Here is a 23,349-nt window from a genome sequence, read left to right as displayed (position 1 = left end):
GCGGTTCTATGTGCGGGAGAGTTCTGTAGATGGTCAGGGGGGCTCGGTTACTGACCGCCACCTGCGCCGCACTGTTGGTCCTGAGCGCGTGCTCCGTACCGCCCGATGATCAAGCCGGCGATCCCGGTGGCAGGGATTCGGCCGAGACATCGGCATCACCGTTCCCTGATATCCAGAAGGTCGACGGCGTGGCCTTGGAAGCGCGTATTCCGATGGCGGTGGAATCGGCGCGAGCCCGCGGTGCCGATGTGAATTTCGCGTTGCTGGATCGAGAGACCGGCTCCTACTACAGCAGCGATGCCGACGAGCCGATCGAAACGGCGTCGGTCTCCAAGCTCTTCATTGCCGACGAGGTGATGTTCGAGGCGCAGTCGCAGAACCGCCCCGTCTCCGCCGACGAGCTGGCCACGATGACCAGCATGCTCGAGTTCTCCGACGACAATGCCGCATACACGCTCTGGTATCGATACGGTTCGTCCGAGATCGTCCGCGCAGTCGCGGCGCGATATGCCCTGAGAAACACCGACGCTCCCGGCGACGACCAGTGGTACAACACGGAAACGACTCCCAGCGACCTGGTCGGCTACTACGCCGGGCTGCTGAACGGCAGCGGCGGTCTGACCACCGCGTCGACCGACATCATCATCGGAATGCTGCGACGCTCGGCCCCCGTAGCTGCCGACGGCTACAAGCAACACTTCGGGATCGTCGACGGCTTACCTGGCGAGACCGTGCATGCAGTCAAGCAGGGCTGGATGTGCTGCGTGTCCGATCGGTGGGTCCATCTGTCGACGGGAACCATCGGCGCGGACAATCGCTACGTACTGGCCCTGTCGTCCCGTGAAGACATCTTCTACGCCGACGACATGGAAAGTTACCCGGACACGGCCGTCGTCGACGTGAGCGACGACGCCAGCGCACTGCACGCGCGAGACACTCTCACCGGCTTCGTGTCGATGTTGTTCCCCGACGGCAGAATCAGCTGAAAACGTCAGTCCGCCAGTAGATCCGGGCGTCGGTCCGCTGTTCTGCGCAGAGATTGTTCTCGACGCCAGGCGGCGATCTTCGCGTGGTCGCCGGACAACAGAATCTCGGGGACGTCGAGTTCTCGCCATCGGGCCGGCCGGGTGTAACTCGGACCTTCCAGCAGCCCATCGGAGAACGAATCCTCTTGGTGCGACTGCTGATTTCCGAGTACGCCCGGCATCAATCTGACGACGGCCTCGGCCATGACCAGTACTGCCGCCTCGCCGCCGATGAGAACGTAGTCTCCGATGCTGACTTCCTCGACCCGAACGCGGCGTGCAGCGTCGTCGAACACGCGTTGATCGATGCCTTCGTAGCGACCGCACGCGAACACGAGATGCTGTTCGGTGGACCATCTTTCGGCCGTACGTTGCGTGAACGGCACCCCTGCGGGAGTGGGGACGACGAGGAGCGACTCGTCGGTCAGCACGTGGTCGAGTGCGTCACCCCAGACGGTCGGCTTCATGACCATTCCCGGCCCGCCGCCGTACGGGGAATCGTCGACGGCCTTGTGCACGTCGTGGGTCCAGGAGCGCAGGTCGTGAACGTCCACCGATACCAGCCCGCGATCGATCGCCTTACCGAGCAGAGCAGTACGCAGTGGGGTGAGGTATTCCGGGAAGATGGTGACGACGTCGAGGCGCACGAACTACTCCGGATCCAGCAAGCCCTCGGGCGGATCGATCTCGATTGTCTTGTCTGCCAACGACACAGAGGTCACGATGGCCGAGACGAAGGGTACGAGTATCTCGGAACGACCGGATTCCTCGTCAGCACTCGGCGTGATGGACAGCAGTTCGCCTGCTGCCGAGTGCAGGACCTCGCGGACGGTACCGACGACCGAACCGTCGGTGAGTACCACGGTGAGGCCTTCGAGTTCGTGATCGTAGAACTCGTCCGGATCGTCGGACGGCGGGAGATCGGTGGATTCGACGACGAAGAGAATCCCGCGCAGTTCGTCCGCTGCGGTCTTGTCGTCGATGCCGTTCAGACGCAGCAGAAGCCGCCCGGAGTGTTCCCGGACGGCGTCCACCGTGTGTGTCACGGGCTGTGCATTCGATCGTGGCTTGCGGCCACGCAGAACAGTGCCGACGGCGAATCTGTCGTCGGGGTCGTCGGTGCGAACCTCGACAACCACTTCACCTTTGATGCCGTGCGACTTGGCGACACGACCGATGACCAGCTCCATGATGGGTTACGTGACCTATTGGTCCGTGTCGACGACGTCGACTCGGATGCCGCGACCACCGATTCCGGAGACGAGAGTGCGCAGCGCCGTAGCGGTGCGACCACCGCGTCCGATGACCTTGCCCAGGTCGTCGGGGTGCACGTGAACTTCCACGGTGCGTCCACGACGGCCGGTGATCATCTCGACGCGAACGTCATCGGGATTGGCGACGATGCCGCGAACGAGATGTTCGACGGCATCGGCGACAACGGCACTCACTTCTCAGCAGCCTCGGCGGCCGGCGCGTCTGCCGTCTCGGTTGCTGCAGCGTCGGTGGTGTCCGCGGCAGCGGAATCGTCCGACTTCGGTGCCTTCTTCTTCTTGGCGGTGGTGGCCTCGCCCTGGGGCTCGGAATCCGCCTGCGCCAGCGCAGCGTTGAAGAGGTCGAGCTTGGACGGCTTGGGCTCGGCGACGCGGAGGGTGCCCTCGGTGCCGGGTAGGCCCTTGAACTTCTGCCAGTCGCCGGTGATCTTCAGCAGTGCCTCGACGGGCTCGGTCGGCTGCGCGCCGACGCCCAGCCAGTACTGCGCACGCTCGGAGTTGATCTCGATGACGCTGGGGTCCTGCTTGGGCTCGTACGTCCCGATGGTCTCGATTGCACGGCCGTTACGGCGGGTGCGGGCGTCGGAAATGACGACGCGGTAATGCGGGGTGCGGATCTTGCCGATACGCATGAGCTTGATCTTGACGGCCATGTTCTGGTGAAGCCTTTCGAGGAGTGGTCACTGCGCAATTCAGCGGTTCGCACGGCATGCGAACCCGGTTTTGCGTTGGAGTTGTCGTGACCGCCGCGCGGTACGTAACCGGAGACGGGCGAACAGCGGTCCATTCTGCCAGACGACCACCCGATACCCTCAATCGCCCGGTCAGGCCAGCAGAATCACCAAAGCCGGAAAGGTGTTGTTGACGGAGTGAGCCGTGGTCGACGCGACGATCGAGCCACTTCTCATTCTCGCGATGCCGATGGCGAGTCCTCCCCACAGCAGGACGACGAAGCGCCACCATTCTCGGTGCCAGATCGCGAACATCACCGCCGTGATCACCAGGACCACCCAGCGGTTGCCCAGCCACGCCATCGGCATGGGTCGAGTGCGCTTTTCGAGAGCTCCCCACAACATGCCGCGGAACATCGTTTCTTCGCAGATCGGTGCGCCGATCCAAATCCACACGGCGAAAACGACTTTCCACCCCACGGCGATGTCTGCCATACCGCCCAGCGGTGCCTGATCCTGAAAATCGATACGCGAGAGCAGCACGAGTGCGAGCAGCACTCCACCGACGAGGGCGACTCCGCCCCAGGCCAGACCCGATCGGATATGACCGACGAGTTCGTGAACGGATCTCGGTAGCCCGAAGTCGACGACGGGGCCGTTGCCCCTCGACATCGTGACCGCAACCGCCAGTCCTGCGGCGAGCAGGCTCGGGATCATGATCCCCACGACGAACAGCGGCGAGGACTCCGAGGACACGACCAGGCCGAGGAGCAGGAACCCGGCAAGATTGAGGCCGAGCACGAGGGCGGCCGCCGGCAGTCCCCACCGTTGGCCGGGTCTGCGCTCCTCGGCCGCTGCTTCGGCACGCCAGTAGGTCTCGGACAGTCCCGAGCCCTGCTGTTGCACGTGATTCATCGGTGCCATTCCCGCCCAGCTGGGCCGGTTCACGTCGAATTCCCCCGCGCCTCCTGGTGTGCGGCCGAACTGGTCGGCATCGAATCGGTCCGGGCCTTGCCGCGGATCAACCATCGACGTATCCCGATCCACTCGCGGCGCGTCCACGACGATCGGTCACGCGGCCGCGCAGAATCACCAGCTCGGGGTTGGACAACACGTCCGCTCCCCCGCGCGGGTCGTCGGAGTACACGACGAGATCGGCGGGCGCACCGTGCTCGAGCCCGCCTCGCCCCAGCCACGACCGGGCGTCCCAGCAAGCAGCACCGAGCGCGTCGGTCGGTGACAATCCGACGCGTCCCAGAGCGTCCACCTCGTCGGCGATGCGGCCGTGCGCGATGGATCCGCCGGCGTCGGTTCCGGCGAAGATCGGGATACCTGCGTCGTGGGCACGGCCGACGGTATCGCCGACTCGCGCATGCAACGCGCGCATGTGCCGGGCGTAGACCGGGTAGCGGGTGGCCGAGTCCGCGATGCCGGGAAAGGTCTCGATGTTGACCAACGTCGGCACCAACGCTGTCCCGTGCTCGACCATCATCTCGATGGTCTCGTCGGTCAGGCCGGTGCCGTGTTCGATGCAGTCGATGCCTGCCGCGATCAGTCCGGGGAGCGCGTCTTCCCCGAAGACGTGCGCGGTGACGCGTGCCCCTTCCGCATGGGCCGCGGCAATGGCGTCGACGAGGATCGCGTCGTTCCAGAGGGGCCGGAGGTCTCCCACCGAGCGGTCGATCCAGTCACCGACGAGCTTGACCCACCCGTCGCCGAATCGCGCTTGTTGCGCCACCGCCTCGGGAAGTTGTGATTCGTCCTCGATGTCGATCGCCAGGCCAGGGATGTATCGCTTCGGGGAGGCGATGTGCCGCCCCGCCCTGATGATGCGTGGCAGATCGTCGTGGTCGTCCAACGCCCGCGTGTCGACCGGAGATCCCGCGTCACGCAGCAGCAGAGCCCCGACGCCTCGTTCGGTCTCGGCCTGCGCGATCGACCCGGCCAGGTCGGTGTGTCCTCCGCCGTACTCGATGCCGACATGACAGTGCGCGTCGACGAGCCCGGGCAGTATCCACCCGCCGTCGTGGATGAAGTCGGCATCGGCGATGGGCTCCGTGGACAGGACGCCGCCGTCGATCCACAGGTCGATCGGGGACTCGTCCGGCAGCCCGCGTCCCCGCACCCGCAATGCCGACACCGCAGGCCCGCTTACTTCTTCGGCAGCTTCAGCTGCGAGAGATCGATTCCCTCGAGTCCCGGCGGCAATTGATCGAGGCCCTTGGGCATCGACGACAGGTCGGGCATTCCGGCAGGCATTCCACCCGGCATTCCGGGGAACCCGCCGCGGATCTTCGGCTGTGTGGGCCCGCGAGCACCCTTCTTGCCTTTCTTGCCCTTCTTGTTGTTGCGCACCTGCTTTCGCGCACCCGGCATGCCCATCCGACCGGCCATCGCCGACATCATCTTGCGTGCCTCGAAGAACCGATCGACCAATTGGTTGACGTCGGAGACCTTCACGCCCGAGCCGTTCGCGATCCGCAGTCGTCGGGAGGCATTGATGATCTTCGGGTCGGTGCGCTCCTGCGGCGTCATGCCGCGAATGATCGCCTGCACCCGGTCGAGCTGCTTCTCGTCGACATTGGCCAGTTCTTTCATCTGGCCCGCGCCGGGCAACATTCCCAACAGATTTCCGATGGGCCCCATCTTGCGGACGGCCATCATCTGCTCGAGGAAGTCGTCGAGCGTGAGCTGGCCGGAGCCGATCTTGTTGGCGGTGGCCTCGGCCTGCTCGGCGTCGAAGTGCTGCTCGGCCTGCTCGATGAGGCTGAGCACGTCGCCCATGCCGAGGATGCGACTGGCCATGCGGTCGGGGTGGAAGACGTCGAAATCTTCGAGCTTCTCGCCGGTCGACGCGAACATGATGGGCTGCCCGGTCACCTCGCGCACGCTCAGTGCTGCGCCGCCGCGGGCATCGCCGTCGAGCTTGGTCAGCACGACACCGGTGAAGCCGACTCCGTCGCGGAACGCCTCGGCGGTGCTGACGGCGTCCTGGCCGACCATGGCGTCGAGAACGAACAAGGTTTCGTCCGGCTCGACCGCGTCGCGAATCCCGGCGGCCTGGCTCATCAGCTCGGTGTCGATACCGAGACGGCCTGCGGTGTCGACGATGACCACGTCGTACTGCTTGCTGCGAGCCTCGGCCACTCCGGCGCGGGCCACCTCGACCGGGTCCGCGGCCGACACGCCGAGCGCGTTCTCGCCACCGCCGATGGACGTGCCCGGGTGCGGGGCGAAGACTGCCGCGCCTGCCCGTTCGCCGACGATCTGGAGCTGGCTGACGGCACCGGGACGTTGCAGGTCACAGGCGACGAGAAGCGGGGTGTGACCCTGACCCTTCAGCCACTTGGCGAGCTTGCCCGCCAAGGTCGTCTTACCGGAACCCTGCAGGCCGGCCAGCATGATGACGGTGGGCGGGTTCTTGGCGAACACCAGTCTGCGTGTTTCGCCGCCGAGGATGCCGACCAGTTCCTCGTTGACGATCTTGACGACCTGCTGAGCCGGGTTGAGTGCGCCCGATACTTCGGCACCCTTGGCGCGGACCTTGATGCGGTTGATGAACTCCCGCACGACGGGCAACGCCACGTCCGCCTCGAGCAGGGCCAGTCGGATCTCGCGGGCTGTGGCGTCGATATCCGCACCGGACAGTCGACCTTTGCCACGCAGGTCCTTGAGAGTCCCGGTCAACCTGTCGGAAAGGGATTCGAACACCGATTGCACTCCTGAGCTAGCCGATCACCGAAAACGAGCCGAGTCCGGCACTGTCACCAGACCGAGTCCGGCGTTGTCACCAGACTAACGCCAGCCCACCTTATCCTCGCTCAGGGCGTCGGGCAGTGAGTCCGTTCGGTGCGGTGCGACCGGTCAGGCCTTGCTTGCCGAATCGCTCCACGTCACAGCGACGCCGCGGGTGGAGAGCCACTGTGCGGGATCGACTTTGACGCCGGCGGGATCGTGCACCTCGAAATGCAGGTGCGGGCCGGTCGACTGACCGCGATTGCCCACAGTTGCGATCTGTTCTCCGGCTGTGACCCGCTGACCGGGCTGCACCGAGAAGTCGTTGACGTGTCCGTAGATGGTCTCGGTGCCGTCGTCGTGCAGAACCTTGACCCAGAGCCCGAAACCGGACGCCGGTCCCGCATCGGACACCGTGCCGTCGGCTGCAGCGTAGATGGGCGTGCCGATCGGGGCGGCGATGTCCAGCCCGCTGTGCTGAGTGCCCCACCGCGAACCGAAGTTCGACGTCAACACTCCGGCGACGGGCTGGACCGTCGCCTTCTTCAACGAACGCAAACTCTCGAGCGGCGACGCCGGCCCGGCACCCGTTCCACCGAGTCCGACGTCGTCGAGCCACTGCTGGGCCGCGGCGTCCACCTCGGGGCCGAGAGCGGCGAGCGGTCCCGGAGTCGGTGCCTGTGTCGAGGCGTCCGACGGGACTGCCGAAGGATCGGTCTGTGGGGCCGGAGCCAAGTCCGGTGCGGCCTGCGGCGGCGCACCGAAAGGCGGCGCGAATTGCGGCAACTCGAACTGTGGTGGCACGAACTGCGGTGGCACGAACTGGGGCAGCTCGAATCCGGCAGGCAGCAAACCCTCCGGGACGGCGAAGGGGAATCCGGCCGCGGGCGGTTCCGGGACGGGTGCCGCGCCTGCGGTGCCCGCGCCCATGGTGGTCGCGCCGACGACGATGGCGCCGGTTGCGGCGACGATGGTGGCCGCACGCCTGCCGGTGTCCTGAACTTCCTCCGCGGCGCGATGCTTGCCACCGGGCGTACCCGATGCCGTCTCGGCCGGTACGTAGATGTTCGACCGTCGGTGTGATCCCACAGTGCGCGCCTCTCGAAATGTCAGAATTGGAGCCTGCAGGAACGACGAGACGTTCGAGCAGCGGAGCCGGCAGTTCGGCCCGAAGGGCCTGCTGCGTCAGGTGACGAACATAACAAATCGGTCTCGGGGGTAAACCCATCGGCCGGAAGTTCGTGAAATGTCACCACGGCATGTCGGTTTCCGACGAACTTCCGACCAACGGTCAAGTGCCCTCGGGCTTTTCCGGGGGTTTGGGCGGTTCCGGCGATGGCACGACGGCGAGGAGCGCGCGTTCGAGATCCTCGCGCACAGCCCGACTGTCCGCGGCGGCCAAGTCGATGCAGAAGGAATCGACCACAGAACTACCCAGCGTCGATACCCGCGCCCAGCGAATATCGAATCCCTGCTGCTCGATTGCGCTCGCCAATCGACACAGCAGGCCGAGGCGGTCCTCGGCTCGCAGTTCGAGCACGACCTGACCCGGTTCGTTGTCGTCGAACCACAGCACCCGAGGCGGAGCCTGGGCGTACAGGACCGGCACAGCCGAATCCTCGCCGTCCTCGTCCGAGGTCTCGACGCGGGCGTCTCGTTCCTTCGCGTCGAGTACGGCGACCAGGTCGAGCTCGCCCGCCTGCGCACGGATGATCTCCTGCCGGATCAACCCCGCCTGCGGCGGGGCACCGAACAACGGTGCGACATCGAACGAGTTGATCGCCGAACCGTCGTGACTGCCGAGCGAGGCCGACAGCACCCGCAAGGAATGCAGTGCCAGCACTCCGGCCGCGTCGGAGAGCAGTCCTGGAGTGTCGGGTGCAACCACGGTCATGACGAAGGTGTGCAGACCGTCGGTGGGCGTGATGTCGACGTGCACTCCCCCGCGCGAGGCCAACTCGATGTGCGCCGGGTCGAGCGGATCCGGCGACGGCAGAGTCTCTCCCGCCATCACCAGCCGACAACGACGAACGAGTTCACGGATCAGCGACGCCTTCCAGTCCCCCCACACGCCGGGTCCGGTCGCGAGAGAGTCCGCCTCGGCGAGCGCATGCAGAAGCTCCAGCAGAACGGTGTCCGCACCGAGCGCATCCACGACGGTCTGCACGGTTGCCGGGTCGTCCAGATCGCGCCGGGTGGCAGTCTCCGGCAGCAGGAGGTGATAGCGGACCATTGCCGTCAGCAGGGCCACGTCGGAGGGCCACAAGCCGAGCCGGTTACCGATCTGAACGGCGAGATCGGCACCGACGACGCTGTGGTCGCCGCCGCGTCCCTTTCCGATGTCGTGGACGAGCGCGCCGAGCACCAGCAGATCGGGACGAGCGACACGTGTGGTCAATGCACTTGCGTACGCGGCAGTTTCGACCAGGTGTCGATCCACCGTCCAGGTGTGCACCGCATCTCGAGGCGGCAGATCTCGAACCGCACCCCATTCCGGAATCAGCCTGCCCCACAATCCGGTTCGATCGAGCGCCTCGATGGCCGCGATGGCCTTGCGGCCGGATCCCAGCAGCACCAACAGATCGTTGAGTGCTTCCTTGGGCCACGGCTCACGGAGTTCGGGGGCGCTGTCGGACAGGCGGTTGAGCGTGGAGGCAGACATCGGCATGCCGGTCTGAGCCGACGCTGCCGCAACCCGCATGATCAGACCCGGATCCTTGTTCGGTCGTGCGTCGCGTGCCAGCACCACCTCACCCGCGTGCTCGACGACTCCCTCGTCCAGCGGACGGCGAACGGGTACGCGACGTAGACGCGAAAGACCGCGTCGTGGAAGCGAATTGCCGGCGGTACGCAAACCCACATCGACGGAGTAGCTGATGGTGCGTGCCGAATCGCTGAGCACACGAGCGAGATCGAACCGATCGCCGATGCGAAGCGCAGCACCGATCTCGTCGGCGTCCTGCGCACGTAGCTGATCTCGCGCACGACCGGCCACCCGGTGCAGTTCGGTTCGCACGTCGAGAAGTCGCCCGTGCGCGAATGCCAAACCGCCGCCGGGTGATTCGGGTCCCAACCCGGGCATGCCATCGGTCAACTGAGCAATCGAGAGGGCGTCGAGCAGTTGCACGTCGCGCAGCCCGCCGCGGCCGCTCTTGAGGTCGGGTTCGGCACGGTGTGCGATCTCGCCGCTCCGTGCCCAGCGCCCCTGAGTCTGGCCGATCAGCTCGTCGAAACGACCGCGAATTCCGGTGCGCCACTGCCGACGTATGCCACCGATCAACAGGTTGCTCAATTCCACGTCACCGGCGATGTGGCGTGCTTCGAGCATGCCGAGTGCTGCGGTCATGTCCGCCGCGGCAACCTGCAGGGCCTGCGGCACGGTACGCACACTGTGATCGAGCTTGATGTGGGCGTCCCACAACGGATACCAGAGCTTGTCGGCGACGTCGGCCACGATGCGGGGGTCGAGATCGTCGTGCAACAGAATCAAGTCCAGGTCGGAGTACGGCAGCAGTTCGCGACGCGCCAGACCTCCTACTGCGACTATCGCGAAACCGGAATCCGGCTTCACGCCCAGTTCTGCGCCCTTGGTGGTCAGCCAGAACTCGTGAAGATCGACGAGCGCCTGCCTGAGCGAGGGCGCATCGAGGCGGCGGTTGCGGGTGCCGCCGTCGAGCAGTTGCTTTCTGGCCCGAGCGAGATCCGCAGCTGCATCGCTCGTGCCCTTCGATGCGGAGCCCGTAGAGACCGAAGGCCCCGGTTCTGGCGCGCGTGCGCCAGAACCGGGGCCCCCGGACCGAGACCCTGTGGGGTCAGAGCGCATCGGCGCCACGTTCTCCGGTACGGACTCGGATGACCGAATCCACCGGGGAAACCCACACTTTGCCGTCACCGATCTTGCCGGTGCGGGCTGCTTCGACGATGACCTCGACGACCTTCTCCACTGCGGCGTCGTCGACGACTACCTCGACACGCACCTTCGGAACGAAATCGACCGAGTACTCCGCACCTCGGTAGACCTCGGTGTGGCCCTTCTGGCGGCCGTAGCCCTGAACCTCACTGACGGTCATTCCGAGCACGCCGGCCTGTTCCAGCCCCGTCTTGACGTCCTCCAGGGTGAACGGTTTGACGATTGCCGTGATCAGCTTCATTTTTGCTTCCCTTCACAAGACCTCGAGTGCCCGTTGTCGTACGGTGCAGCGTTCATCTCTATCTCTACCTTGTCAGGCGAAATCATATGCAGTCTCGGCGTGCTCGGCCTCGTCGATGCCGTTCGCCTCTTCCTCGTCCGTCACGCGCCAGCCCAGCGGCTTCAGAGCGAAGGCGATGACCGCGGTCACGATTGCGGTGAAGACCAATGCGAACAACGCGATGACGATCTGCACGACGAGCTGCTTGTAGTCACCACCGTAGAACAGGCCGGTCTCGGATCCGAGGAAGCCGATTCCGATGGTGCCCCACAGGCCTGCGACCAGGTGGACGCCGACGACGTCGAGCGAGTCGTCGTAACCGAACTTGAACTTCAGTCCGACGGCGAGAGCCGACAGCACGCCGGCGATGACGCCGAGGATCATGGCTCCGACCGGGGTGAGCGCACCGGCGGCCGGGGTGATGGCGACCAGACCTGCGACGATGCCCGATGCGGCACCGAGGCTGGTTGCGTGTCCGTCGCGGATGCGCTCGGTGATGAGCCAGCCTGCGATGGCCGCTGCGGTGGCCGCGGTGGTGTTGACCCAGGCCACGCCTGCGATGCCGTCGGCGGCGAATGCCGAACCGGCGTTGAATCCGAACCAGCCGAACCACAGCAGCGCTGCGCCGAGCATGACGAACGGGAGGTTGTGCGGACGGTAGGCGACCTTGCCGAATCCGGCTCGCTTGCCGATGATGATCGCCAGGATCAGGCCTGCGATACCGGCGTTGATGTGCACGACGGTTCCACCGGCGAAGTCGATCGGTGCGACGTTGGCGACGGTGTCACCGTCGTCGTTGACCATCGTTCCGAAAATCTTTGCAGCCAAGCCCTTCTCGGAGCCCGACAGCAGTCCACCGCCCCAGACCATGTGTGCCAGCGGGAAGTACGCGAGGGTGACCCAGATTCCTGCGAAGGCGAGCCAGGTGCCGTACTTGACTCGACCGGCGATCGAGCCGCTGATCAGGGCGACCGTGATGATGGCGAACGTGACCTGGAACGCTACGTCGATGACGTTGGCGTAACCCCATGCGCCGGCGATGTAGTTGCCGTCCGCGTCGGTGATCGAATCCTTGAGTCCGAAGAACTCGAACGGGTTGGCGAAGACACCGCCGATGTCCTGGGTGCCGTAGGACATCGACCATCCCCACAGGAAGTAGATGATCGAGACGACGGCCATAGCTCCGAACGACATCATCATCATGTTCAACACGGACTTCGACTGCGACATACCGCCGTAGAAGAACGCCAAGCCCGGCGTCATCAGCAGTACCAGCGATGCTGCCATCAGCATCCACGCGGCGTTGCCGGAGTTGGCCAACATATCCTCGGGACTCACGTACACCCTCCATTCTCCTGCACACCGGTTGGCGCGCCGTTACGCAAGAAGAGTGGTTTCACGAAGTTTCATCCGTGACACTCGGGTGTTTCGGGCATGTGAACGCATGACCGAATTCTGTTGCTAAAAGGTTTCGTGCTGGCGTTTGTGCTTTTTACCCGGTTCGCCGGAGCCCGGCGAGGTCGATCAACCGAGCAGTGCGTCGACGAACGCCCCTGGCTCGAACGGAGCCAGATCGTCGGCACCTTCGCCGAGACCGACGAGCTTGACGGGTACCCCGAGTTCCCGCTGTACCTGAAAAACGATGCCGCCCTTCGCGGTTCCGTCGAGCTTGGTCAGCACGACACCGGTGATGTCCACGATCTCGGCGAAGACGCGCGCCTGAGTCAGTCCGTTCTGGCCGACCGTCGCATCCAGAACGAGCAGCACGTCGTCGACGTGGGCCCGCTTCTCGATGACGCGCTTGACCTTGCTCAGCTCGTCCATCAGACCGGACTTCGTATGCAGGCGACCTGCGGTGTCGACCAGCACCACGTCGACTCCGTTCTCGATTCCCTTGCTCACCGCGTCGAAGGCAACGGCGGCCGGGTCGGCGGCTTCCTTACCGCGCACCACTTCGGCACCGACTCGCTCGGCCCAGGTCTGCAGCTGATCCGCGGCAGCAGCGCGGAACGTGTCGGCCGCACCGAGGAGCACTCGCCGGCCGTCCGCGACCAGGACACGGGCGAGCTTGCCGGTGGTCGTGGTCTTGCCGGTGCCGTTGACTCCGACGACCAACAACACCGCAGGCGCGCCGTCGTGCGGAAGCGCGCGAATCGAACGATCGAACTCCGGATGCAGTTGCGCCACCAGAATTTCCCGCAGCAGGGCTCGCGCATCGGCTTCGGTACGAATACTGCGAGCTGCCATCTGCTCGCGCAGCGTGCGCATGATCTCCGTCGTCGTGGCCGAGCCGATGTCGGCGATCAGCAGCGTGTCCTCGACTTCTTCCCAGGAGTCCTCGTCCAGGTCTCCGCCGCCGAGCAATCCGAGCAGGGACTTGCCCACCGCGGACTGGGAACGAGCCAGACGTCCACGAAGACGGTCCAACCGACCTTCGGTCGGATCGATGGTGTCCAGTCGAGGAGCAGGTGCCTCGGCGTCCGGGGCGGGTTCCGGCACCGCAGGCGCGGTGGGCTCGGCCGGCTCGGCGGGCTCGACAACCGGCACCTGAGGCTCGACGACCGGAACCTCGGGGTCGAGGACCTCCGGCTCGTCCCGAGTGTGGGTGGGTGGCACCGGCGTCGGCTCGACCGGGAAGGTCTCGACAGGCTTCGGGGCAGGCGGGACGGGCTTCGGGGCAGGCGGGACGGGCTCGGCGGTCGCAGTGCCCTGACTGAACGAGAAACCGCTGCCGGCGGTGTAGCCACCGGATCTGTCCTTGGTGGCCGCGTCCTCGATTCGGGCGGCCTCGTCCGACTTGAGGGACACTCTCCGGCGACGGGACAGAACGAACCCGGCGACGAGGACGACGAGCAGGACGGCAGCGATCGCCGCGACGATGATCCACGCTTGATTACTCACGTGACCATCCTCTCAGGTGGTCACGACCGAGCGCATCGGTGGTGCATCGCCGAAATGGACTGTCCGCCGTCCGGGTCGTGTCGATAGCATCGTCGCCATGACGTGGACCGCGGTGCGCGACGCCGACCAACTGACCGCCATGTTCGGCGAACCCAGCTTCCGGGCGGCCAACAAGGATCGCCGGACCCTGCATCCACTCGACGTGCACTGGCTCGCGGCCTCGCCTTTCTGCCTGATGGGAACCTCGGACGCGAGCGGGCGGTGCGACGTCTCCCCCAAGGGTGATCCGCCCGGCAGCCTGGTCCACGTCGTCGACGAGGCCACGATCGCACTGGCCGAACGGCCCGGTAATCGTCGAATGGACGGCTACCGCAACATTCTCGAGAATCCGTTCGTCGGCCTGAACTTCTTCGTGCCGGGGCGCGGCGACACCCTGCGCATCAACGGTCGCGCGTCGCTGGTGACCGACGCACCGTTCTTCGACGAACTGCAGGTCAAGGGCCACCGACCCATCATGTGCCTCGTCGTCGACATCGAGCAGGTGTTCCACCACTGCGCCAAGGCATTCATGCGGTCCAAGTTGTGGCAGCCGGACACGTGGGATGCGGACTCCATTCCCGATGTCGCGTCCTTGACGAAAGCGTTGATTCCGCAGGCACCCGAAACGGTGGAAGAACTCCGCGAGTACTACGGGCCCTCCTACGCCGAGCAGCTCTACCCCGAGAAGTAGCGCAGCCTCACGTCGCGGAATCGGTGTCGCTGGGCACCGACACGTCCGGTTCGGCGGCCTCGACGGCAGGTTCGACTGCATCGACGGCGACGCGCTCGCGATTGAGCCGCTGCGAGATGACGGTGGTGATGCCGTCACCGCGCATACTGACGCCGTAGAGGGCGTCGGCCACTTCCATCGTCGGCTTCTGGTGCGTGATGACGATCAGTTGCGACTTCTCGCGGAGTTGCTCGAACAAACCGATGAGTCGCCGCAGGTTGGTGTCGTCCAGCGCTGCTTCGACCTCGTCCATCACGTAGAACGGCGACGGTCGAGCACGGAAGATCGCCACGAGCATCGCAACGGCCGTCAGCGACTTCTCGCCGCCGGACAGCAGCGACAGCCGCTTGACCTTCTTGCCGGGCGGCCGTGCTTCCACTTCGATTCCGGTGGTGAGCATGTCCGACGGGTCGGTCAGAATCAGCCGTCCCTCGCCCCCGGGGAACAGTTTGGCGAAGACACCGGTGAATTCACGCTCGACGTCCAGCCAGGCCTCGGTGAACACCTGCAGGATGCGGTCGTCCACGTCGGCGACGACCCCGAGCAGGTCCTTGCGCGCGGACTTGACGTCCTCGAGCTGGGTGGACAGAAAGTTGTATCGCTCTTCCAGTGCCGCGAACTCTTCCAGAGCCAGCGGGTTCACCTTGCCGAGCGTGGCCAGATCCCGTTCGGCGCGTTTGACACGCGCCTGCTGAGTGGCGCGGTCGAACGGCATCGGGGCGGGTGCCACCACCTGCTCACCGCGTTCCTTGGCCGCCTCGTACTCGGCCATTTCGAGTTCGGTCGGAGGCAGCGGGACGTCGGGGCCGTATTCCGCCACCAGATCGTCGAGCCCGATCCCGTGCTGTTCGAGAATGGTCGTCTCGAGTTGCTCGATGCGCAGAGCGGCCTGGGCACGCGCCACCTCGTCGCGGTGCACCGCGTCGGTGATCGAGGCCAACTGTCCCTGCAGTGCCCGAACCTGCTCCTTCACCGTGTCGAGTTCGGCTGTGCGCGTTGTCCGTTCGGCCGAGAGCTCGTCGCGCCGTCGTGCGGCAGCAGCGACGACCGCCCCGAGACGAGTCGCGAGCTCTTCACCCGACTCCGCCACTGCGGCAGCGACCGCGGCAGCATGACGCCGAGCCGCGCTCTCCCTCTCGGCCCTGGCTCTGGCCTCCCGCTCGGCTCGCGCCGCCCGGCGTAGCGAATCTGCCCGTCCCCGGACCGACTGCGCACGCTCCTCCGCGGTGCGCACGTTCAGCCGAGCTTCGACTTCCACGGCGCGAACCTCGGTGAGCGCGGCCGCCGCCATTTCACGCTCCATCGTGGTGGCCGCGTCGCCGCTCTCACCGTCTCCCACGAACCCGGATTGTTCGTCCTCGGCGGATCGCAGGCTGTCTTCGAGCTCGGCCAGCCGAGCGACCGCTTCCTCGCGACTCGTCTCTGCCGAATCACGCTGCGTCGTCAACCGTGCCGACTCGGCATGAGCAGACCGCGCCAATTGACCGAGCCTGCCCAGCTGCTCGTACACAGCTGCCATAGCGGCATCGGATTCGTTGAGGGCAGCCAGAGCCTGCTCCGCCGATTCACGTCGGTCGCGCTGTTCCGCGAGTGCACCGGAGAGCGCAGCATCGAGTTCCTCGGCCCGGCGCACGGCCGCAGCCAGCTCGACGGTCGAGGTGTCGATGGCGGATTGCACTTCGAGCGTGCTGGGCCGTCGGTCCGATCCTCCGGTCACCCACCCGGGTTCTACGACGTCGCCGTCCTTGGTCACCGCGCGCAGTCGGCCGTTGTCGGAGACGAGTCGGTGCGCGGTGTCGAGCGAGTCGACGGCAACCACGCCGTCGAGCAATGCCGTCATGGCACCGGCCAGGCGGTCCGGGTAGTCGATGAGATCGAGCACCCACCGCGCGCCATCAGGAAGTTCGGGACGTGAGAGTGGTTGCACTGCAACGGAACTGCTGTGCACTATGGCTGCGCGACCACCGTCCGCGGCGCGGAGCGCCAGGACTGCATCGCGGGCAGCGGCGAAGGACTCTGCATGGGCAGCGTCGGCCGCCGGTCCCATCGCGACTGCGACCGCGATCTCGTATCCCGGCTCGACCGTCAGGTGCCCGGCCAGCAGTCCCGACAGTCCGTCCTGTTCGTTCTCCACCAACCAGCCGGCACCGTCTTTTCGTTCGAGGCCCATCGTCAGCGCCTCGATCCTCGCTTCGAAGGACGCCACCCGCTTACCCGCGGTGCGTTCCTCTGCCTGCAATTCCGAGACACGCGCATCGGCATGACGTAGCGCAGCCACTGCGCGCTCGTAGTGGGTGTCCAAGCTCAGTTCGCTGGCGTCGAGGGTACCGACCTGGTCCTGCACGCTCTCGAACTCGCGCTGGGCCGCCTCGCCCCGTTCACGGGCCTCGTCGATGGCCACCGACAGGCGTGCCACCTCGGCGTCGATCGATTCGACCTTGGTCCGGAAAGTATCGACCCGCCCGGACAAGCGTGCAAAGCCCTCCCTGCGATCGGCCACCGCACGCACGGCCGCCAGGTGCGCCCGTTCCGCAGCCGCAGCCGCCGACTCTCGTTCGGCCAACTGTTCGCGGGCCGCTTCGAGGGTTTCCCGCGCCATCTCCACGGCTTCGACGAGTTCCATCTCTTCTTCGGCAACCCGCTCGGCTTGTGCCTCCAGCTCGTCTGGGTCCTGCCCTCGACCGGCGCTCTGCACGGAGTCGAGGTGCCGGGCCCGCTCGTGCGCGATGCGAACAGTCGCGTTGACTCGTTCGGCCAGCGCGGAAAGTCGAAACCACGTCTGCCCGGCGGCTTCGGCGCTGGGCGTCAGGCGAGCCACGGCTTGCTCGTGTTCGGCGAGGGCTACGGTCCCCGCCTCGAGGGCGTCCTGCACCATCGCATACTGCTCGCGAGCCGCTTCCTCGTCCTGCGTCTGGTTGGCGAATTCTTCTCGCCTGGCCACCAAATCGTCTGCCGCCAGCCGGAGGCGGGCGTCGCGCAGGTCTGCCTGCACCGTCTGCGCTCGACGTGCGACCTCGGCCTGCCGACCCAACGGCTTGAGTTGCCGACGCAGTTCGGTCGTCAGATCGGTCAGTCGCGCGAGATTGGCCTGCATCGCGTCGAGTTTGCGGACCGCCTTTTCCTTGCGTTTGCGGTGCTTGAGAACGCCGGCAGCTTCCTCGATGAATGCTCGCCGGTCCTCTGGGCGGGATTCGAGAATCGCCGCCAGCCGGCCCTGCCCGACGATCACGTGCATCTCGCGCCCGATACCGGAGTCGCTCAGCAGCTCCTGGACGTCCATCAAACGGCAGGAGCTTCCGTTGATTTCGTACTCGCCCGCACCATCGCGAAACATGCGGCGGGTGATCGATACCTCGGAGTAGTCGATCGGCAGCGCTCCGTCGGAGTTGTCGATCGTCAGCGTCACCTCGGCCCGACCCAGCGGCGCTCGACCCGAGGTTCCCGCGAAGATGACGTCTTCCATCTTGCCGCCGCGCAGGGCTTTGGCACCCTGCTCGCCCATCACCCAGGTCAGAGCGTCCACGACATTCGATTTACCGGAGCCGTTCGGTCCGACCACGCAGGTGATACCGGGCTCGAATCGAAGAGTCGTCGCCGAAGCGAAGGACTTGAAGCCCTTGAGCGTCAGACTCTTCAGATACATAGCGTCCGTACTTTACCGGCCAGGTGCCCACCCGCGCGCCCAGCCTCCGGTAGTGCAGGTCAGCGCTCGACGAAACCGCTCAGATCACCGCGGGCCGACCCCCAACTCTCGACGACGAGCGTCACCGTGCCGGGGGTTCCACCGCCGCGTAGCAGTTCGAGAAGCGCGTCGAGACGATCGCGCGGTCCCTCGGCGATCACCAGCACCCGTCCGTCGGCGTGGTTGGTCGCATGACCGACGAGACCGAGTTCGAGAGCACGCGATCGAGTCCACCACCGAAACCCGACGCCCTGCACCAGGCCGTGCACCCACGCCGTCAGACGCTCGTCGTTCATGCCGGGCTCAACTCTCGGACGGATCCGTCGAAACTCGTTGCGTACAACGACGTCGGGTCGAATCCCACCCCGCCGAACGCGACCGCGGATGTCAGCGGCACACCTGTCGCCACGGCACACGACGACCCCGACGTCGGGTCGATGCGAATAACTCGTCCCGCGAGATTCTGTGCGAGATAGATCATTCCGTCGACACCCACGGTCAGGTCGTCCGACATGGTGAGTGGTCCGAATCCGTCGACGCGAACACGCGAGACCGAACCGGACGGATCCTGCTCGTCGAGGACGTACACGACGGGCTCGACATCGAACGTGTTGCCCACGTAGATCTTTCCGCGCGCAATCGCAATCCCGTTGGCAGACCCCAGATCCGTACGTACCGTCGACACGGTGCGATCGGTCGCGATCCGGCTCAGGCCTGCAGCGACACCCAGATTACGGGTGGTGAAGAGATCACCCGTCTCCGATCTCGCCAGTCCGTTGGGCATCGCCAGGCCCGACGCGTACGTCGAGCGACCACCGGTATCGAGATCGAGCGCGTCGATCGTTCCGGTCGAGGAATCGAAAAGTCCTGCGGCCGCACTGTTTCCGGTGGTGAAGTACAGGGTGTCTCCGTCCCGCACCAAGCCGCCGGGTGACTCGACGCCCGACACCAGAGTGCCCCGGTCTCCGTTCGGCGCGACGCTACGTAGAGCACCCGGTCCGATCGGCGACGTCTCGGAAACGATCATCGAGCCGCGGCCGTCGAACTCCAGATTCTCGAGCATCCCGAATCCCGACGCCACTGTGCTCACCGACCACGGAGTACACGCACTCGACGCCTGTGCGGCCGGGGCCGCGGCGATCGACGCGCCGCAGAGCAACGCCGCGGTGAGGATCGCCCGAGACTTCATCAGGCGTCCACGTCGATGTCCAGGTTGATCGTCGTTCCGGCCTTCAAGGTCCGCCCGACCGTGCACACCTTGTCGATGGCACGCTCGACGACGGTCAGCAGGCGTTGCTGCGCCTCGGGGTCCATCGCGCTGAGGTCGACTCGAAGGATCTCGTTCAACTCGGGATAGAGCTCGTTCTCGCGGTCGGCGGCCCCGGACACCTCGACGGTGGCGGAGTAGTCGTCACCGAGTCGACGAGAGAGCGGGACGTCGGAGCTCATGCCCGTGCACGCCGCGAGGGCGATCTTGAGCAGCTCCCCCGGAGTGAAAACACCCTCGACAGATTCGGACCCGATGAGCACCTCGGCTCCCCGCGAACTGCGACCGGTGTATCGACGTGTGCCTGTGCGCTCGACCCAGAGGTTGGTCGGCGTGCTCTGTTCTGCCATGACCGAAATACTAGGCGGGCGGTTCAGGAGTGGAGCCTGCGGAATGAGGTCAGGTCCGGAGGTGTCGCGGCCGCGGCTGGCAGGTGGGGCAGCTGAACGAGGAGCGGTTCATGAATTTTTCGCGCCGGATCGGTGCGCCACACCTCGAACAGGGCAGTCCTTCCTGCCCGTAGGCATCGAGCGACCTGTCGAAGTAGCCGGACTGCCCGTTGACGTTGACGTACAGCGCATCGAAGGAGGTTCCGCCTTGAGCGAGGGCCTCCCCCATCACCGCGTGGACCCCGGTCAGCAGACGCCGAAGCGCGGGACGCGTCAGTGTTTCTGCGATTCGATTGCCGTGAATCTTCGCGCGCCACAACGCTTCGTCTGCGTATATGTTGCCGACACCGGACAGCACTGTCTGGTCGAGCAGTGCCCGCTTGATCTCGGTGTGCTTGCCGCGCAACACGTTCACCACCGATTCGGCATCGAACAGTGGGTCGATAGGATCGCGGGCGATGTGCGCGACCGGTTCGGGTACCTGGGTTCCGTTCACCGTCACGATCGGAGCGAGTGCCCAACCGCCGAAGGTCCGTTGGTCGACGAAGCGGAGGTCGCTACCGTCGTCCAGGCGAGCTCGAATTCTCAGGTGCTTCTCGTCCGGGGCAGTGGGAGGCTGCACGAGCATCTGCCCGCTCATACCCAGGTGGACGACGGTCGCGAAAGCGCCGGGTTCCATCACCAGCCACAGATACTTGCCACGCCGCTGAGCCGAGGCGATGCGCTGGCCACGCAACTGGCCGATAAGATCGAGGCCGCCGAGGTCGTGTCGCCGAACGGCGCGAGGGTGCAGTACCTCCACCGAGCGCACCGTCTTGCCGACCACGTGAGATTCCAGGCCGAGCCGGACCACCTCGACCTCAGGCAGTTCGGGCATCAGGAAGAGTCGGATGCGGAGTCGGCAACGACAGGAGTCTCGTTGTCCGACAACGAGTTCCACGCCGTGCTGGCAGCCTTCTGCTCGGCTTCCTTCTTCGACCGGCCCACCCCGACGCCGCGCGGGAATCCGCCGACGAGCACGGTGGCCGTGAATTCCTTGTCGTGGTCGGGTCCGGTGGACGAGATCTCGTACGCGGGGACACCCAGTGCACGTTCCGCAGTCAACTCCTGCAGGCTGGTCTTCCAATCCAGACCCGCACCGAGCTTGGGAGCCCGATCGAGCAAGCCGGCGAACAGTGTCAGAACCACGGTGCGGGCAACATCGATTCCGTGTTGCAAGTGGATGGCACCCAGCAAGGACTCCATACCGTCGGCCAAGATGCTGGGCTTGTCGCGCCCGCCGGTCTGCTCTTCGCCCTTCCCCAACAACAGATGACGACCGAGGCCGCCGTCACCGAGATCACGAGCCACCTCGGCGAGCGCATGCATGTTGACCACACTGGCTCTGATCTTGGCCAGCTGACCTTCGGACTTGGTGGGGTGCACCGCGTACAGGTGCTCGGTGACCGCCAAGCCGAGCACGGAATCGCCCAAGAACTCGAGCCGTTCGTTGGTCGGCAGACCACCGTGCTCGTAGGCGAACGACCGGTGCGTCAGAGCAAGCGTCAACAAGGGTTCGGATAGAGAAACACCGATAGCGGCGAGGAGCGACTCTCGGTCGTCCCCGCCGCTGACGGCAGTGGAGCTATTGTTCTGTGGCCCGCCGTTGTGTCGGTCCACTACTTCGTTTGTCACCTGAGCGGGAATCAGACCGCTGCGACGACCTGGCGGCCCTTGTAGGTACCGCACGAAGGGCACGCGATGTGGGGCAGCGTCTTCTCGCCGCAACCACGGTTGGGGCACGTCACGAGGGTGGGCGCAGTGGTTTTCCACTGTGCACGACGCGACCTCGTGTTGGAACGCGACATTTTGCGCTTCGGGACAGCCACTTACTTCTCCTCGGCTTCGTTGTTCACAAGTTCTGTGCTCGGTTCTGGATCCACGCCAAATTTGGCTGCAAGTCCAGCCCAGCGAGGATCAATTGTATCGTGACTGTGGCCGGATTCAGCAATCGCCAGGCGAACGCCGCATTCTGGGCACAATCCCTCGCACTCGTCACTGCAGACGGGGTGGAGTGGAAGCTCCAGACCGACCGCGTCGACGATGACGGGTTCGAGGTCTATCAGGTCGTCGACGATGCGGTGAATTTCGTCCGCATCCGTCGTCTCCTCGGTGATGCTGTTCGGGTAAGCGAACAGCTCGGTGAGGTAGACGTCGACATTGCCAGTGACCGGGTCGAGGCAGCGCGTGCACTCACCGGCCGTGGCAGCTCGTACGGAACCGGTGACGAGAACGCCCTCGGATACCGCCTGCAACTGCAGATCGAGCGAAACCGGTACACCGGCTTCGATGGCGATGGCATCGAGGCCGATTCGGGAAGGAGCCGGAACCGTCCGCTCGATGGTTTTCGTCGACCCGGGTCGACGACCGAGGTTGAGAATGTCCAGAACGAATCCTGCGTCCAGTTCGGGACGCGTCGTTCTCTTGGGCGGGGGCACGGCTGATCTTCCTTACTGTCGGTGTGCCTACTGTCGGTAAGCAACCACACAACGATACGCATCTGCGCATACGTGAGCAAATCGTGACGGGTCAGTGCCGACTACGACGTCCCTGGTCTGCACTTCCGTAGGAGGTGTCACCGTACGGTTCGTTGCCGTAGTCCGGGACGCCCGAGCCGGTGCGCAGCTGCTGCCGACCGCGACCCACCGACCGAATGGTGCCGCTGAGGAACTCCTCGAACTCTGCAAGCTTGGTGTCGACGTAGACGTCGCACTCGCTGCGCATCCGATCGGATTCGGCGTGTGCGCTGTCGATCACCCGAGCCGACTCGGCGTGGGCCGCCTGAACGACCTCCGTCTCCGAGACGAGCCGGTTCTGTTCGGCGGTGCCGTCTGCGACCGACCGCTCGTACGACGCCGTACCGGACTCGATCATCCGATCGGCCTCGGTGCGAGCGCGAACGGTCAGCGCCTCGTACTCACGCTGGCCTTCGAGAACCGTTCGCTCGGCCTCGGCTTCGGCATCGGCCACGAGCTGATCGGCATGCGCCGACGCTTCGGACACCATGCGATCGGCCTGGGCTTTGGCGTCGGCGAGAATGCGGTCCGCCGAGTCGCGTGCGTTCTCCACCGTGTCCTGAGCTTCGGCGTTCGCACTGGTGACGGTCTTCTCCGCCGTCGCCCGCGCGTCACCCACCAGCTTGTCGCGATGATCCAACACGTCCTGCGCGTCGTCGAGCTCGCCGGGGATTGCGTCACGGACGTCGTCGAGCAGTTCCAGGACATCGCCGCGAGGGACGACGCACCCGGCAGTCATCGGAACGCCGCGCGCCTCCTCGACAATGGCGACGAGCTCGTCGAGCGCCTCGAATACGCGGTACACCGGTTACCCCAATCGTCGAATCTGCCACCGTGAACGCATCTGCTCCGCAGACGACACCCACAGTTCTTCGCTTCTCAGTCTGCCCGCCG

The 23,349-nt window shown here is 65.5% G+C and carries 23 protein-coding genes; 2 read left to right on the top strand and 21 right to left on the bottom strand.

Annotation, left to right across the window (positions count from 1 at the left end):
- Positions 1-29 precede the first annotated feature (29 nt).
- Complete coding sequence (locus CH278_RS17065; RefSeq protein WP_051365124.1) at positions 30-986, top strand: serine hydrolase; 957 nt, start codon at positions 30-32, stop codon at positions 984-986.
- A gap of 5 nt (positions 987-991) precedes the next feature.
- Here the strand turns inward: CH278_RS17065 and trmD are convergent, their stop codons facing one another.
- The 12 genes from trmD to ftsY form a co-directional block, all read right to left on the bottom strand.
- Positions 992-1,672, bottom strand: a complete 681-nt coding sequence (trmD, locus tag CH278_RS17060) for a tRNA (guanosine(37)-N1)-methyltransferase TrmD (RefSeq protein ID WP_027496689.1) — start codon at positions 1,670-1,672, stop codon at positions 992-994.
- A 3-nt stretch (positions 1,673-1,675) separates the two neighbouring features.
- On the bottom strand, positions 1,676-2,215 hold the full coding sequence (gene rimM / locus CH278_RS17055; protein ID WP_027496688.1) for a ribosome maturation factor RimM: 540 nt from the start codon (positions 2,213-2,215) through the stop codon (positions 1,676-1,678).
- A 15-nt stretch (positions 2,216-2,230) separates the two neighbouring features.
- The gene (locus CH278_RS17050; protein ID WP_027496687.1) at positions 2,231-2,473 is read right to left on the bottom strand and encodes an RNA-binding protein; all 243 of its coding nucleotides are present in this window, start codon (positions 2,471-2,473) and stop codon (positions 2,231-2,233) included.
- The gene (rpsP, locus tag CH278_RS17045) at positions 2,470-2,949 is read right to left on the bottom strand and encodes a 30S ribosomal protein S16 (RefSeq protein WP_027496686.1); all 480 of its coding nucleotides are present in this window, start codon (positions 2,947-2,949) and stop codon (positions 2,470-2,472) included. Before rpsP ends, CH278_RS17050 begins: the two co-directional genes overlap by 4 nt.
- 171 nt (positions 2,950-3,120) lie before the next feature.
- On the bottom strand, positions 3,121-3,996 hold the full coding sequence (locus tag CH278_RS17040; protein ID WP_080731228.1) for a CPBP family intramembrane glutamic endopeptidase: 876 nt from the start codon (positions 3,994-3,996) through the stop codon (positions 3,121-3,123).
- Positions 3,989-5,107, bottom strand: coding sequence for an amidohydrolase family protein (locus CH278_RS17035; RefSeq protein WP_094622421.1), 1,119 nt, complete (start codon positions 5,105-5,107; stop codon positions 3,989-3,991). The genes CH278_RS17040 and CH278_RS17035 overlap by 8 nt, the downstream gene beginning before the upstream one ends.
- Before the next feature lie 11 nt (positions 5,108-5,118).
- Positions 5,119-6,678 (bottom strand): signal recognition particle protein, encoded by a 1,560-nt coding sequence (gene ffh, locus CH278_RS17030; RefSeq protein ID WP_032366589.1) that lies wholly within the window; start codon positions 6,676-6,678, stop codon positions 5,119-5,121.
- 153 nt (positions 6,679-6,831) lie between these two features.
- Entirely contained in the window at positions 6,832-7,767 is a 936-nt protein-coding gene (locus CH278_RS17025; RefSeq protein ID WP_441344193.1) for a M23 family metallopeptidase, read from the bottom strand.
- A 226-nt stretch (positions 7,768-7,993) separates the two neighbouring features.
- The gene (locus tag CH278_RS17020; RefSeq protein WP_094622514.1) at positions 7,994-10,525 is read right to left on the bottom strand and encodes a [protein-PII] uridylyltransferase; all 2,532 of its coding nucleotides are present in this window, start codon (positions 10,523-10,525) and stop codon (positions 7,994-7,996) included.
- Positions 10,515-10,853 carry a P-II family nitrogen regulator gene (locus CH278_RS17015; protein ID WP_019664269.1) on the bottom strand — a complete coding sequence of 113 codons (339 nt, stop codon included), beginning with the start codon at positions 10,851-10,853 and terminating at the stop codon, positions 10,515-10,517. The genes CH278_RS17020 and CH278_RS17015 overlap by 11 nt, the downstream gene beginning before the upstream one ends.
- A 72-nt stretch (positions 10,854-10,925) precedes the next feature.
- Positions 10,926-12,230, bottom strand: coding sequence for an ammonium transporter (locus CH278_RS17010; RefSeq protein ID WP_370878683.1), 1,305 nt, complete (start codon positions 12,228-12,230; stop codon positions 10,926-10,928).
- Positions 12,231-12,416: 186 nt separating this feature from the next.
- A complete protein-coding gene (gene ftsY, locus CH278_RS17005; RefSeq protein WP_032400565.1) occupies positions 12,417-13,793 on the bottom strand; it encodes a signal recognition particle-docking protein FtsY in 1,377 nt (458 codons plus the stop codon).
- A 97-nt stretch (positions 13,794-13,890) separates the two neighbouring features.
- Between ftsY and CH278_RS17000 the strand changes: the two genes are divergently transcribed.
- Positions 13,891-14,523 (top strand): MSMEG_1061 family FMN-dependent PPOX-type flavoprotein, encoded by a 633-nt coding sequence (locus CH278_RS17000; protein ID WP_032383417.1) that lies wholly within the window; start codon positions 13,891-13,893, stop codon positions 14,521-14,523.
- A gap of 7 nt (positions 14,524-14,530) precedes the next feature.
- Here CH278_RS17000 and smc read toward each other — a convergent pair whose 3' ends face one another.
- From smc to CH278_RS16955, 9 genes are all read right to left on the bottom strand, one after another.
- Entirely contained in the window at positions 14,531-18,205 is a 3,675-nt protein-coding gene (gene smc, locus CH278_RS16995) for a chromosome segregation protein SMC (RefSeq protein WP_032400564.1), read from the bottom strand.
- A 59-nt stretch (positions 18,206-18,264) separates the two neighbouring features.
- Positions 18,265-18,540, bottom strand: coding sequence for an acylphosphatase (locus CH278_RS16990; RefSeq protein ID WP_027496676.1), 276 nt, complete (start codon positions 18,538-18,540; stop codon positions 18,265-18,267).
- Positions 18,537-19,433 carry an SMP-30/gluconolactonase/LRE family protein gene (locus tag CH278_RS16985; RefSeq protein ID WP_057474107.1) on the bottom strand — a complete coding sequence of 299 codons (897 nt, stop codon included), beginning with the start codon at positions 19,431-19,433 and terminating at the stop codon, positions 18,537-18,539. The genes CH278_RS16990 and CH278_RS16985 overlap by 4 nt, the downstream gene beginning before the upstream one ends.
- Positions 19,433-19,861, bottom strand: coding sequence for an OsmC family protein (locus CH278_RS16980; protein WP_027496674.1), 429 nt, complete (start codon positions 19,859-19,861; stop codon positions 19,433-19,435). Before CH278_RS16980 ends, CH278_RS16985 begins: the two co-directional genes overlap by 1 nt.
- 49 nt (positions 19,862-19,910) lie before the next feature.
- The gene (gene mutM, locus CH278_RS16975; RefSeq protein ID WP_094622420.1) at positions 19,911-20,777 is read right to left on the bottom strand and encodes a bifunctional DNA-formamidopyrimidine glycosylase/DNA-(apurinic or apyrimidinic site) lyase; all 867 of its coding nucleotides are present in this window, start codon (positions 20,775-20,777) and stop codon (positions 19,911-19,913) included.
- Positions 20,777-21,559, bottom strand: a complete 783-nt coding sequence (rnc, locus tag CH278_RS16970) for a ribonuclease III (RefSeq protein WP_027496672.1) — start codon at positions 21,557-21,559, stop codon at positions 20,777-20,779. Before rnc ends, mutM begins: the two co-directional genes overlap by 1 nt.
- A gap of 26 nt (positions 21,560-21,585) precedes the next feature.
- On the bottom strand, positions 21,586-21,768 hold the full coding sequence (rpmF, locus tag CH278_RS16965; protein WP_032397784.1) for a 50S ribosomal protein L32: 183 nt from the start codon (positions 21,766-21,768) through the stop codon (positions 21,586-21,588).
- Positions 21,769-22,377: a YceD family protein gene (locus CH278_RS16960; protein WP_027496671.1), complete on the bottom strand. Its 609-nt coding sequence runs from the start codon at positions 22,375-22,377 to the stop codon at positions 21,769-21,771.
- 91 nt (positions 22,378-22,468) lie between these two features.
- The gene (locus CH278_RS16955) at positions 22,469-23,260 is read right to left on the bottom strand and encodes a DivIVA domain-containing protein (RefSeq protein ID WP_045841865.1); all 792 of its coding nucleotides are present in this window, start codon (positions 23,258-23,260) and stop codon (positions 22,469-22,471) included.
- Between the last annotated feature and the right edge of the window lie 89 nt (positions 23,261-23,349).

Source organism: Rhodococcus sp. 05-2254-5, assembly GCF_002258575.1.
Lineage (GTDB): Bacteria > Actinomycetota > Actinomycetes > Mycobacteriales > Mycobacteriaceae > Rhodococcoides > Rhodococcoides fascians.
Note: the sequence above shows the minus strand (reverse complement) of the source record. Positions and strands in the feature narration are given on the sequence as shown.